Source organism: Streptomyces sp. NPDC000878 (assembly GCF_053599695.1).
Genome location: NZ_JBSFMT010000014.1, coordinates 116,882 through 129,040, shown reverse-complemented (window position 1 = coordinate 129,040; position 12,159 = coordinate 116,882). Strand labels below are relative to the sequence as shown.

Sequence of the window (12,159 nt, the reverse complement as noted above, 5' to 3'; positions counted from 1 at the left end):
CCGGCCTGATCCTTGGGGCCCGCATTCCCCGCACCTGTGTGGGCCCATACCCCGAAGGGGGTTCCTGTGACTGCTTCCCCATCGCCCGTCCTGCCCGACGACCGCCTTGCGTCCGGCATCGTCCGCCTCGCCCTGCGCTACCGGGGGCGCTTCTCGCCCGAGACTATCCAGCGTCTGGTCACCGACTCCTACGAGCGGCTCGCCGAGCATGCTCGCGTGCGCACCCACCTCATCGTCCTGGCGGAACACCTGGCCACCGAGCGGCTGGACGCTCTCGCCCATATCGAGGGTGCCCCGGGCAGCGGCGTCGCCCGTGTGCTGTTCGTGTGCAGCCACAACGCGGGACGCTCCCAGATGGCCGCCGCGCTCCTTGTCCAGCGTGCCGCAGGTCGCGTGGCCGTCTCCTCCGCGGGCACTCATCCGGCCTCCGAGGTCGAACCGACCGTCGCCCAGGTGCTGACCGAGGCCGGCCTGGACCTGGCCGAGGCGTTCCCCAAGCCGCTCACCGAGGAAGTGGTCCAGGCGGCCGACATCGTCATCACCATGGGCTGCGGGGACGCCTGCCCGGTCGTACCCGGCCGCCGCTACCTCGACTGGCCCATCACGGACCCCGAGGGCGCGCCGATCGCCGTCGTCCGCGGCATCCGCGACGAGATCGACGCCCACATCGCCGAACTGCTCGACTCCCTGCCGCGTACCTGACCGGCCAGGCCCCACACCCCAGTGCTCGCTTGATCCGCTTCGTGAAGGAAGAACCGATGTCCTCGACTCCGCTTGCCTCCGTGCTGTTCGTCTGTGTCCACAACGCAGGGCGTTCGCAGATGGCGGCCGGGTTCCTGAACCACCTCGCGGGCGACCGCATCGAGGTCCGTTCCGCGGGCTCGATCCCAGGCGACCAGGTCAACCCGGCCGCAGTCGAGGCCATGAAGGAACTCGGCGTCGACATCTCCGACGCCCAGCCGAAGATCCTCACCACCGAGGCCGTCCAGGCGTCCGACTACGTCATCACCATGGGCTGCGGCGACGCCTGCCCGATCTTCCCCGGCAAGAAGTACCTCGACTGGGCCCTCGAAGACCCGGCCGGCCAGGGCGTCGAGGCGGTCCGGCCCATCCGTGACGAGATCAAGACCCTCATCGAGGCCCTGATCGCCGAGATCGACGCGAAGCAGGAGGTCTGACGGTGACCGCCACCGACGCCATACGCGAGGTCATCGTCATCGGCTCCGGCCCCGCCGGATACACCGCCGCCCTCTACACCGCCCGCGCCGAACTCAAGCCGCTCGTCTTCGGCGGCGCCATCTTCGTCGGTGGCGCGCTGACCACGACCACCGAGGTCGAGAACTTCCCCGGCTTCCCCGAGGGCATCGACGGCCCGGTCCTCATGGAGAACATGCGGGCCCAAGCGGTCCGCTTCGGCGCCGAGATGATCGACGACGACATCATCGCGGTCGACCTCAGCGGGAATGTCAAGACCGTCACCGACACCGCGGGCACCGTCCACCGCGCCAAGGCCGTGATCGTCGCCACCGGCTCCGGCTACCGCAAACTCAGCCTGCCGCGCGAGGACGACCTCTCCGGCCGGGGCGTGTCCTGGTGCGCGACGTGCGACGGCTTCTTCTTCCGCGACCGCGACATCGTGGTCGTCGGAGGCGGTGACACCGCGATGGAAGAAGCCACCTTCCTCACCCGCTTCGCCCGCTCGGTGACCGTCGTGCACCGCCGCTCCGCCCTACGCGCCTCCCAGGTCATGCAGAACCGCGCCTTCTCCGACGACAAGATCTCCTTCGCCTTCGACAGCGAGATCGCGGAGATCAAGGAAGCGGACGGCAAGCTGGCAGGAGTCGTGCTGCGCGACGTCTTCACCGGCAAGACCCGCGACCTCGACGTGACCGGCCTGTTCATCGCGATCGGCCACGACCCGCGTACCGAACTCTTCAAGGGCCAGCTGGAATTGGACGACACCGGCTACCTGAAGGTGCAGTCCCCATCGACGCGTACGAACATCGGCGGTGTCTTCGGTGCGGGCGACGTCGTCGACCACACCTATCGCCAGGCCATCACCGCCGCCGCCTCCGGCTGCGCAGCCGCCCTGGACGCCGAGCGCTACCTCGCCGCCCTGGGCGACACCGACATCAGCGAAACCCACGCAGAGGGCGAGCCGGTCGCGGCCGCCGTCTGACTCCGCATCCTCAGGAGAAGCACCCCATGGCACTCAAGAACGTCACCGAGGACTCCTTCACCCAGGACGTCCTCCAGAGCGACAAGCCAGTCCTGGTCGACTTCTGGGCCGCCTGGTGCGGCCCATGCCGCCAGCTCGCTCCCTCGCTGGAGGCGATCGCCGCCGAGCACGGCGACAAGATCGAGATCGTCAAGCTCAACATCGACGAGAACCCGGCCATCGCGGCCAAGTACGGCGTGATGTCCATCCCGACGATGAACATCTACAACGACGGCGAGGTCGTCCAGACCATCGTTGGCGCCAGGCCAAAGGCCGCTCTGGAACGCGAACTCGCTGACCACCTCACCTGACCAGGTCGGAGGAAGCGGCTTCGACGAAGAGGTGCTGCCCGGACCTGCCAGAGGAGCCCAGACGGTGAAGAAGAACGGTTCGCCGCTGGGCAGCGCCGTCAGACCGGATCCGAGGCAATCAGACCGTCCAGGTACAGCTGGACGACACGCGGGGTCAATCGGTCGGTGGCCGACCAACTGACGCCCGGCAGCGGACGACTGAGCTGGGCGACGACCATGATGATCTCCTCCAGAGACACGTCCGCGCGCACCTGTCCCGCCTGCTGAGCACGGGTCAGCAACAGCTGCGCGGCACGCACCAGTCGATCCTTCTCCCGGGCCAGTTCCGGGCGCACCTGGGCGAGTCCGTCTGACAAGCAGCACAGGGCAGCAAGTCTCTCGCGGGCTACGGCCTGCACGAAATGGCTGAGCGCGACGAACGGATCGTCTTCCTGCACGGCGGCGTGCTCGGCCGCATCAGCGCCGTCCATGGCGATCCGCTGGATTACTTCTGCCAGGAGAGCCTCTCGCCCCGGGAAGTGTCGGTAGAGGGTGGCGTTGCCGATCCCTGCGCGGCGCGCGATTTCGTCCAAGGACGCCTCCGGTCCCTGCTCAACGAACATCTCCTGAGCCGCGGCGAGGATCCTGGCCCGGTTGCGCACGGCATCTGTCCGCGGCCCCCTGCAGCGTTGCGTTCCGCTGCCCCAACTGCCGGCCCGCATACCGTCTCCCCTCAGCATCCCGTGCTCCGAGCCTTAAATTGCTGTCCTCCCGTGCCCACGTAACCCGCTGCTCGGGAGAAGCCAAAAAAGCCATCTCACCCCACCCGAGACAGCGCCGCAGCCGTTCACCGGCTGGTGCGCCTTGGAGACAGCTCGTCGAGCCAGACCCATCGATCGTCCACTCGCCGTCGCAGCTCTGTTCGGTCCCGGTTCCCCAACGTCCAGCCCGAAACAAGTCGACATAGACGCACATCTAAACATCTCAGCACTCGCGGCCCCGGCCACACGGCAACCAGCGACCTGGTCCCACGAATGCGCCATCACCCTCCCAACCAGCAATAACAAGCGGGGTGACGTGCAGATTGGCGAATTCGACCCGGATTCGACCCGGAGGCTCCTTCTTACGGAAGCGGCCATATTCGACCTGCGCTGATGCCGCGTTCCGCCGATGTACTGACAGAGCCAAGCAACAAGACTTCACAAAGGCAAGAAAACGGCCATTCGAGCATAAATTTCCGACACTCAAACGACCAGCCCACCCTGGAGGTCATCACCTCAATCCGCCACCCCGTCGACTCCCGACGCACCGCCCACTCGCGAAATGCCGCCCTGAGCAGGCGATTTACCGCACCCCTTCCGTGAGACGGAAGATGCGTTGCGGCGCCGCAACGCCCTTGCGGATGATGTCGCCACCACGAGAGACGGGAAATCAACCTCATGCCCCACATGACCGCTTTCGCCAGGAACCAGTGGTACGTCGCCGCCTACAGCCACGAGGTGGGGCGGGAGTTGCTCGGACGGACGATTCTCGGGGAGCCGCTCGTCTTCTATCGCACCGAGGGCGAGGGGACGCCGATAGCCCTGCACGACCGCTGTGTGCACCGCCGGTACCCGCTCTCCGAGAGCGGACTCGACGGCGACCGGATCGTGTGCGGTTACCACGGCTTCACCTACGACACCACGGGTACGTGCGTGTACGTGCCGGGGCAGAAACGCGTGCCGCGCACCGCCCGCGTCGCCTCCTACCCGGTGGTCGAGCAGGACTCGCTGATCTGGGTGTGGATCGGCGACCCGGTGCTCGCGGACCCGGGGACCATCCCGCGGGCCCGGCACCTCGGCTCCCCCGGCTGGACCACCATCCAGGGCATGGAGCCGATCGACGCCGACTACGGGCTCCTGGTCGACAACCTCCTCGATCTCTCCCACGAGACCTATCTGCACGGCGGCTACATCGGCACCCCCGAGGTCGCCGAGACGCCGATCACCACCGAGGTCGACGAGGGGGCCGGCATCGTACGAGTGAGCCGGCACATGGCCGACGCCGAGTGCCCGCCGTTCTACGCCCGGTCGACCGGGATCGAGGGGCGGATCACGCGCTGGCAGGACATCGAGTACCACGCGCCGTGCCTGTATCTGCTGCACAGCCGGATCGCGCCGGTGGGCGTGGTGCCCGAGGCGGACGGCAGTGACCCGAACGGCTTCCACACCGAGATCACGTACGCGATCACGCCGTCGTCCGACGGCAAGGTGTACGACTTCTGGATGGTCTCGCGGGACTGGGCCACGGACGACGACGAGGTCACCGAGTTCCTGCGGAGCAACAACCACACGGTCGTCATGCAGGACGTCGTCGCGCTCAACCTCCTTCAGGAGACGCTCGGTTCGGAGCGCACCGGTTACCAGGAGCTGAGCATCAACATCGACACCGGTGGTCTCGCCGCCCGCCGGATCCTCGCCCGACTGGTCGAGGAGGGCGACAAGCCCGTGGAGAAGGTCCTGTGAGCAGCCCGACAGGCGAGGTCTACCGCATCGACTGGCTGCCGGGCACGGACATCCTGCACGGCACCTGTCACTGCGGCCGTGAACACAGCTCGCAGGACCCCATCGAGATGTGGGAGTGGATGCTCTCCCACCCCCAGGGACACCAGCCGCAAGGAAGCAGCTCATGAGCGTGTACGAAGCCGAACTCGTCGTCGAGCGGCGCGAGTCGGCCGCCGATGGCGTGCTCGCGCTCACCCTGCGGCATCCGCTGGGTGAAGAACTCCCGCCGTGGGAGCCGGGCGCCCATGTCGATGTCGTGCTCGGGCCCGGGCTGGAGCGGCAGTACTCGCTGTGCGGCGACCCGGCCGACCGGTCGGCGTGGCGGATCGCGGTGCTGCGCGAGCCGGACGGGCGCGGCGGATCGGCTTATGTGCACGGACAGTTGGGGCTCGGCGACAAGGTCCGGGTACGCGGACCCCGCAACCACTTCGCCCTCAAGCCGGCCCCCCGATACCGCTTCGTCGCGGGCGGTATCGGCATCACCCCGATCCTGCCGATGCTCGCCGCCGCCGAGGCCGCGGGCGCCGAGTGGACGCTGCTGTACGGCGGACGCACCCGCAACTCCATGGCGTTCACGGAGGAGTTGGGGCGGTACGGGGACAAGGTCACGTTCGCTCCGCAGGACGAGACCGGGCTGCTCGACCTCGACTCGGAGGTCGGGCAGCTGGCGGAAGGCACCCTGGTCTACTGCTGTGGTCCAGGGGCGCTCCTCGACGCGGTGGAGTCCGTCTGTCCGGGCGGTGCCCTGCACGTCGAGCGGTTCACGCCCAAGGCCCAACAGGGCGGTGCCGACAGCGAGTTCGAGGTCGTCCTGCAGCGCAGCGGTCGCACGCTGACCGTGCCCGTCGACGTGTCCGTCCTGGACACCGTGCGCGGGGCCGGAGTCGAGGTGCTCTACTCCTGCACCGAGGGGACCTGCGGCACCTGTGAGACGGACGTACTCGAAGGCACGCCTGACCACCGGGACTCGGTGCTCTCGGACGAGGAGCGGGAGGCGGGCGAGACGATGCTCATCTGTGTGTCCCGGTGCCGTGGTCCGCGGCTCGTCCTCGACCTGTAGCCATCGCCAGGTCGGCCTCGATCCGGGCGACGGTGGCCAGGAGATGGGGCAGCAGGTCCCGGCGTACCGACTCCACGGAGTTGCGGCCGGCGTGGACGGGGATGTTCACGCCGGCCACCACCTCGCCGTCCCGGTCGCGCACCGGGGCGGCGACCGAGCGCAGCCCCTCCTCCAGTTCCTGGTCGACGACGGCGTACCCCTGCCGCCGTACCCGCTGAAGTTCCGTCCGCAGTACGGCCGTTGAGGTGATCGTCCGGTCGGTCAGCGGGCGCAGGTCGGCGCGGGCGAGGCGGGCGTCCAGCTCCTCCTCGGGCAGATGCGCGAGGATCACCCGGCCCACCGACGTGACATGGGCCGGGAAGCGGGTGCCGACGGTGATGGCCGCGGTCATGATGCGACGGGTGGGGACCCTGGCCACGTACACGATGTCGTCGCCGTCCAGGACGCACAGCGAGGACGACTCCCGTACCTGCGCGACGAGTTGCTCCAGATGTGGTTCCGCGATCTGCGGCAGGGTGAAGGCGGCGAGGTAGGCGTAGCCGAGTTCCAGCACGCGCGGGGTGAGCCGGAAGAGCCGGCCGTCGCTGTGGACGTAGCCGAGGTCGGCGAGGGTGAGCAGGAAGCGGCGGGCGGCGGCGCGGGTCAGTTCGCAGGCGCGGGCGACCTCGCTGAGCGTCAGCGCCGGATGCTCGGCGTCGAAGGCGCGGATGACGGCCAGGCCACGTTCGAAGGAGCGGACGAAGTGCGGGGCACGGGCGGCAGCGGACATCGTAGCCTCCACAGGGACGTACGAGCGTGCGCTGTGCGCACGCTATGGGTGTGCGTCGTGTACGTCAACAACCAGGTACCGCACGGGCATTGACCCTGGCTGGCGCGGGGCTCTACGTTCCCGCTGAGACGTTCCGAGACGTTCTCCCTGAGCACGCCCGTGCTCTACGCGCACAACTCGCCACCATCTGGCACAACCTGTCGGAGCACCAGGATCGGTCCCACAGGAGGAGTCATGCGTCGTCTGTTCACCGGCCTCACGGCCGCCACGCTCCTGGTCACCGCGACGGCCTGTGGTTCGTCGGACGGTTCCGGCTCGTCGGGCGGCACCACGTCGTCCGGCGGCACCACCACGGTCAAGGTCGGCATCATCCCCATCGTCGACGTGGCACCCCTCTATCTCGGTCAGCAGAAGGGCTTCTTCAGCGAGCGCGGGCTCAAGCTGTCCCTCACCCTCGCACAGGGCGGCGCGGCGATCGTGCCGGGTGTCGTCAGCGGCCAGTTCCAGTTCGGCTTCAGCAACGTGACGTCGTTGATGATCGCCCAGTCCAACAACGTGCCGGTCGAGGCCGTCGTCAACGGCATCGCATCGACCGGTGTGGCGGGCAAGGACTTCAGCGCGATCACCGTGAAGAAGGACAGCCCGATCAAGTCGGCGAAGGACCTGGAGGGCAAGAAGGTCGCCGTCAACACCCTGAAGAACATCAACGAGACCGCGGTGCGTGAGTCGGTGCGCAAGGCGGGCGGCGACCCGGACAAGGTGGACTTCGTCGAGCTGGCCTTCGACCAGATGCCCGCCGCCCTCGACAGCGGGCAGATCGACGCCGCGCAGGTGGTCGAGCCGGCCCTGGCGACCGTCAAGAGCCAGGGCGGTGCCGAGATCGCCTGGCCGATGGTGGACGTCGCACCGAACTGCACCGTCGCGATGTACTTCACCTCGACGCAATACGCGCAGCAGAACCCGGAGTTGGTGAAGAAGTTCCAGGAGGCCACCGCCGAGTCCCTCGCCTACGCCGACGCCCACCCGGACGAGGCCCGCCAGATCGTCACGACGTACACCAAGATCCCGGCGGACGTGCTCGCGAAGGTGACCCTGCCGAAGTGGCCGGCCGAGGCGAACCGTGCCTCGATCGAGGCGCTGATGAAGCTCGGTGAGGAGGACGGGCTCTTCAAGCAGACCCCCGACCTGGACAAGCTGCTGCCGTGAGGGGGACGAACGCCGTACTCGGCGCGACCGGGCTCGCGGTCTTCCTCGCCCTGGGCGAGGCGGTACCGCGGCTCGGTCTCGTCAAGGAGGCGTACTTCCCGCCCGTCGCCCGGATCGCCGGCGCCCTCGGCGACGAGCTGTCCGACGACACCTTCTGGACAGCGCTCGGCGACACCCTCACCGGCTGGGCGCTGGGCCTCGCCGTCGCGGTGAGCGCCGGCATCGTCGTCGGGGTGCTCGTGTCGGTCGTGCCGTATCTGCGCGAGGCGACGGCCTCGACGATCGAGTTCCTGCGCCCGATCCCGTCGGTCGCGCTGATCCCGCTCGCCGTCCTCCTCTACGGCAGCGAACTGCGCTCGGTCCTCCTCCTCGTCGTCTACGCCTCCTTCTGGCAGGTGCTCGTCCAAGTCCTGTACGGCATCCAGGACTTGGACCCGGTCGCCGACGAGACGGCCCGCTCGTACGGCCTGGGCAGCTGGGCGCGTATCCGGTACGTGCTGTGGCCGACCGCCCTGCCGTACGTCATGACCGGGGTACGGCTGGCCGCGGCCGTCGCGCTGATCCTCACCGTGACCGCCGAACTCGTCATCGGGGCACCGGGGTTGGGCGCGCGCATCGCCATCGCGCAGAACTCGCAGGCGGTGCCCGAGATGTACGCGCTCATCGTGGTCACCGGGCTGCTCGGCCTTGTCATCAACGTGGGCGCCCGTACGGTGGAACGGCGGGCGCTGGCCTGGCACCAGTCGGTGCGCGGGGAGGTGGCGGTGTGACCCGGTTCCTGCTCCGGCTGGTCTTCCTGCTCGCCCTGCCCCTCGTCCTGCTCGGGCTCTGGTGGCTCGCCTCCGACGACAGCACCAACCCTTTCTGGCCACCGCTGCGGACGATCCTCACGACCTTCCCCGACGTCTGGACCGCCGAGCGGCTGCGCGCCGACGTGCTGCCCAGCATCCTGCGGCTGTCCGCCGGGTACGCTGTGGCGGCCGTCGTCGGCGTGGCCGTCGGCACGGTCATCGGCTCCTACCGGCGGGTGCGGGCCCTGTGCGAGCCGGTGCTGGAGTTCCTGCGCGCGATTCCGCCGCCCGTCCTCATCCCCGTCATCATGCTGTTCGCGGGCATCGACGACACCATGAAGATCACCGTGATCGCGAGCGGCTGCGTCTGGCCGATCCTCCTCAACACCGTCGAGGGGGTGCGCGCGGTCGACCCGGTGATGGCCGAGACGGCACGTTCGTACGGGATCACGGGCGCCGCCCGGCTGCGGAACGTGGTGCTGCGCTCGGCGAGCCCGCAGATCTTCGCGGGGCTGCGCCAAGCGCTGTCCATCGCCATCATCCTGATGGTCATCAGCGAGATGTTCGCCGCCAGCAACGGGCTCGGTTTCACCATCGTGCAGTTCCAACGCGGCTTCGCCATACCGGACATGTGGACCGGCATCCTCGTCCTGGGCCTGCTCGGCTTCGTCCTCTCCGTCGTGTTCCAGCTGGTCGAGCGGCGAGTGCTCGGCTGGTACCACGGTCTGCGCGCCTCGGCCCGGCGGTCGCCGTGAACCTCGTGCCGCACATCTGAGCGAACGTGAAAGGGCGGTCCATGGGCGCACTACTCGATGTATCCGGGCTGAACAAGGTCTACGAGGGTTCCGGGCGCCGGGTCGAGGCGGTGCGGGACCTCACCTTCGGCATCGAGGCGGGCGAACTCGTGTGTCTGGTGGGGCCGTCGGGGTGCGGCAAGACGACACTGCTGAAGTGCGTGGGCGGGCTCCTTGCACCGACTGCGGGCCAAGTGACGCTCGCGGGGCGGCCGGTGAGCGGTCCGCCACCCGGGATGGCGTTCGTCTTCCAGGAGTACGGCCGCAGCCTGTTCCCCTGGATGCGGGTCGGCGACAACGTGGAACTCCCGCTGAAACAGAAGGGCTTGTCCAAGGCCCGGCGCCGCGAACTGGTCGCGGACGCGCTGCGTTCGGTCGGGCTCGCGGACGCCGCAGGGGCGTATCCGTGGCAGCTGTCCGGCGGTATGCAGCAGCGGGTCGCGATCGCCCGGGCGCTCGCCTACGAGCCAGAAGTGCTGCTGATGGACGAGCCGTTCGCGGCGGTCGACGCCCAGACGCGCGCCGATCTGGAGGATCTCGTACGGGGGCTGTGGCGGGAGCGCGGGATCACGATCCTGTTCGTCACGCACGACATCGACGAGGCCGTGTACCTGGGTCAGCGGGTGCTCGTCCTGTCCGCGTCCCCGACCGTCGTCAGGGAGCAGCTGACGATCGATCTCCCGGACGAACGCGACCAGTTGCACACCCGGGTCGCCCCGCGCTTCGCCGAACTGCGCACGCATGTGTACGAGCAGATCCAGGCGGCCAAACGCGGAACCCCGGTACCCGGCCCGACGGACAGCGTCGAGGACAGGGCGGTGGACAAGAAGTGAGCCGGGGACGGTGGCGGGGGTGACAGGGCGGTGGCCCCGGTGCCGTCGGCGACCTGAACGCCGACGGTTCCGGGGCCAGGTCCCCGTGTCACGCCCCCGGGGCCGGCACCACACTCAGGTGGCTCGCCGAACGCCGCGGGCGGCGTGGTCCTCGCGAGGCGTCCGCCGGGCGCCGCGTCTCGCGGAGCACCAGCGTCAGCCTCGTATAACCCATGTCCTCAAGGGACTTGGAGGTCTCGCCCACGACCCGGCACTCGGTGGCGCCCCAGCGCGGGTCGGGGTGCAGCAGCGGGCGTACGGCGGCGTCGTGCTGGATCGCCTCCGCGCCGACCGCCCGGATCCAGTGCGGCAGGCCCTGCCGGTAGGCGGCCTCCATGATCGGGTCCTGGGCGATGTCCCGGCGGATGGACTGCAGGCCGCGGTCCTGGCTGTGCCGTTCCACGGCGGCGGCGAAGTGCGCGAGCATCGGCAGGCACCAGCTCGACTCGTGCTCGCCGAGGACCGTGCCCGCGTCCGGGTGGAAGAGGACGAAACGGAGGAAGTTGTCGCCGGGCATGGCCGTGGGATGCGGGCCGACGGCGCGGAAAAGTGTCTCGAACGCGGTGTTGGAGAGGACCACGTCCCAGCGGTGGTCGAGGACGACGGACGGAAAGGGCACGGCCTCCACGAGCGTGGCGTAGTCCCGCAGATACGCCTGGGCCTCGGGACTCTCGGGGACGGGCCGCGGCGCCGGCCGCTGCCCTCCTGCCTGAAATGCCATCGGGAGGTCACCCCTCTTGCCTATGCGGCCTTCACGCGGCGCCCTGATCCTGATGCCCCGGTACGAGCTGTGTCAACTATCGTGGCATTTCATGCCTGTTGACGGCTGAATCTGGCCACAGATGTGGCGAGAGCTGGATGTGAGTTCGAACAACCCGCTACTCTCTCCGGGCAGTTCGCGGCAACAGCGAAGACGAACGAAGACGTGGGAGACCTGTCGGTGACGGATGGCTACGAGGTTCCGGGCGCCACGGCGACGGTTCTGCTGTCCGCCGTAGTGGCCCGTGTCACCGCGCTCGCGGACCGGCTCGGCGTGCCGCACACCGAGGTCTTCAGGACGGCGCAGCTCTCCACCGCGTCCGGTGTGCCCGAGAGCGTCGTCAAGGCCCTGCTGAGCGGCCAGAGCGTCGGCGAACCCGATCTCCAGGCCCGTTTCCTGCAGCGGCTGGGCCTGCTGCGCCGCACCCGGCTCAAGCCGAACGGCCGCAAGTACACCCAGCAGGAGATCGCCGACGGCGCCGGAATGTCGCGCCAGCAGGCGGGCGCCCTCATCAACGGCGACCGGCGCCCCACGATGGAACACTGCGACGCCATCCAGCGCTTCTTCAGGGTGCACGCGGGATTCCTCACCGCGGAGGACCCCGAGGCACTCGCGGGCGCCCTCCAGCGCACCGAGCAGGAACTTCTCCAGCAGCTCGCCGACCGTGAGCGCGAGGCGGCTGCGGCAGCCTCCGATCCGCTGGAGCGGCTGCTGCAGGACCACGGCGTCCGCGGAATCGCCTGGCGGGCCGCACAGCTGCCCTCCGACCAGCATCGCGACAAGGTCGCCGAATGGCTGGACATGCTTCTGGAGAGCGTCAAGCGGCCGGAGTCGTGATCCGAGGGATGACTGTGAA

Annotated in this window: 15 protein-coding genes; 12 read left to right on the top strand and 3 right to left on the bottom strand. The window is 68.9% G+C overall.

Going from position 1 to position 12,159, the window contains the following annotated elements; all coding sequences use genetic code 11:
- Nucleotides 1-66 precede the first annotated feature (66 nt).
- The 4 genes from ACWDR4_RS15715 to trxA are packed head-to-tail and all read left to right on the top strand — an operon-like array spanning nucleotide 67 to nucleotide 2,529.
- Entirely contained in the window at nucleotides 67-702 is a 636-nt protein-coding gene (locus ACWDR4_RS15715) for an arsenate reductase ArsC (RefSeq protein WP_450408801.1), read from the top strand.
- Nucleotides 703-758: 56 nt separating this feature from the next.
- On the top strand, nucleotides 759-1,178 hold the full coding sequence (locus ACWDR4_RS15710) for an arsenate reductase ArsC (protein WP_450408799.1): 420 nt from the start codon (nucleotides 759-761) through the stop codon (nucleotides 1,176-1,178).
- Between the two features lie 2 nt (nucleotides 1,179-1,180).
- Nucleotides 1,181-2,179, top strand: coding sequence for a thioredoxin-disulfide reductase (trxB, locus tag ACWDR4_RS15705; protein WP_450408797.1), 999 nt, complete (start codon nucleotides 1,181-1,183; stop codon nucleotides 2,177-2,179).
- Nucleotides 2,180-2,205: 26 nt separating this feature from the next.
- Entirely contained in the window at nucleotides 2,206-2,529 is a 324-nt protein-coding gene (gene trxA / locus ACWDR4_RS15700) for a thioredoxin (protein WP_450408795.1), read from the top strand.
- Nucleotides 2,530-2,627: 98 nt separating this feature from the next.
- Here the strand turns inward: trxA and ACWDR4_RS15695 are convergent, their stop codons facing one another.
- On the bottom strand, nucleotides 2,628-3,170 hold the full coding sequence (locus tag ACWDR4_RS15695; RefSeq protein ID WP_450408794.1) for a TetR/AcrR family transcriptional regulator: 543 nt from the start codon (nucleotides 3,168-3,170) through the stop codon (nucleotides 2,628-2,630).
- Nucleotides 3,171-3,947: 777 nt separating this feature from the next.
- Between ACWDR4_RS15695 and ACWDR4_RS15690 the strand changes: the two genes are divergently transcribed.
- The 3 genes from ACWDR4_RS15690 to ACWDR4_RS15680 are packed head-to-tail and all read left to right on the top strand — an operon-like array spanning nucleotide 3,948 to nucleotide 6,111.
- Nucleotides 3,948-5,012 (top strand): Rieske 2Fe-2S domain-containing protein, encoded by a 1,065-nt coding sequence (locus ACWDR4_RS15690; RefSeq protein ID WP_450408793.1) that lies wholly within the window; start codon nucleotides 3,948-3,950, stop codon nucleotides 5,010-5,012.
- On the top strand, nucleotides 5,009-5,179 hold the full coding sequence (locus ACWDR4_RS15685) for a hypothetical protein (protein ID WP_450408792.1): 171 nt from the start codon (nucleotides 5,009-5,011) through the stop codon (nucleotides 5,177-5,179). The genes ACWDR4_RS15690 and ACWDR4_RS15685 overlap by 4 nt, the downstream gene beginning before the upstream one ends.
- Nucleotides 5,176-6,111, top strand: coding sequence for a PDR/VanB family oxidoreductase (locus ACWDR4_RS15680; protein ID WP_450408790.1), 936 nt, complete (start codon nucleotides 5,176-5,178; stop codon nucleotides 6,109-6,111). The genes ACWDR4_RS15685 and ACWDR4_RS15680 overlap by 4 nt, the downstream gene beginning before the upstream one ends.
- On the opposite strand, the gene ACWDR4_RS15675 is transcribed toward ACWDR4_RS15680, so the two are convergent.
- On the bottom strand, nucleotides 6,062-6,880 hold the full coding sequence (locus ACWDR4_RS15675) for an IclR family transcriptional regulator domain-containing protein (protein WP_450408788.1): 819 nt from the start codon (nucleotides 6,878-6,880) through the stop codon (nucleotides 6,062-6,064). The genes ACWDR4_RS15680 and ACWDR4_RS15675 overlap by 50 nt on opposite strands.
- 234 nt (nucleotides 6,881-7,114) lie before the next feature.
- Between ACWDR4_RS15675 and ACWDR4_RS15670 the strand changes: the two genes are divergently transcribed.
- Genes ACWDR4_RS15670 through ACWDR4_RS15655 form a run of 4 tightly spaced genes read left to right on the top strand, consistent with a single transcriptional unit; the run spans nucleotide 7,115 to nucleotide 10,504 of the window.
- Entirely contained in the window at nucleotides 7,115-8,086 is a 972-nt protein-coding gene (locus tag ACWDR4_RS15670) for an ABC transporter substrate-binding protein (RefSeq protein WP_450408786.1), read from the top strand.
- Nucleotides 8,083-8,856 carry an ABC transporter permease gene (locus tag ACWDR4_RS15665; RefSeq protein ID WP_450408784.1) on the top strand — a complete coding sequence of 258 codons (774 nt, stop codon included), beginning with the start codon at nucleotides 8,083-8,085 and terminating at the stop codon, nucleotides 8,854-8,856. The genes ACWDR4_RS15670 and ACWDR4_RS15665 overlap by 4 nt, the downstream gene beginning before the upstream one ends.
- On the top strand, nucleotides 8,853-9,632 hold the full coding sequence (locus tag ACWDR4_RS15660; protein WP_450408782.1) for an ABC transporter permease: 780 nt from the start codon (nucleotides 8,853-8,855) through the stop codon (nucleotides 9,630-9,632). Before ACWDR4_RS15665 ends, ACWDR4_RS15660 begins: the two co-directional genes overlap by 4 nt.
- 41 nt (nucleotides 9,633-9,673) lie before the next feature.
- A complete protein-coding gene (locus ACWDR4_RS15655) occupies nucleotides 9,674-10,504 on the top strand; it encodes an ABC transporter ATP-binding protein (protein WP_450408780.1) in 831 nt (276 codons plus the stop codon).
- 88 nt (nucleotides 10,505-10,592) lie between these two features.
- Here the strand turns inward: ACWDR4_RS15655 and ACWDR4_RS15650 are convergent, their stop codons facing one another.
- Entirely contained in the window at nucleotides 10,593-11,264 is a 672-nt protein-coding gene (locus tag ACWDR4_RS15650) for an MmyB family transcriptional regulator (protein ID WP_450408778.1), read from the bottom strand.
- A gap of 219 nt (nucleotides 11,265-11,483) precedes the next feature.
- Between ACWDR4_RS15650 and ACWDR4_RS15645 the strand changes: the two genes are divergently transcribed.
- The gene (locus ACWDR4_RS15645) at nucleotides 11,484-12,140 is read left to right on the top strand and encodes a helix-turn-helix domain-containing protein (protein WP_450408776.1); all 657 of its coding nucleotides are present in this window, start codon (nucleotides 11,484-11,486) and stop codon (nucleotides 12,138-12,140) included.
- Nucleotides 12,141-12,159: the final 19 nt, after the last annotated feature.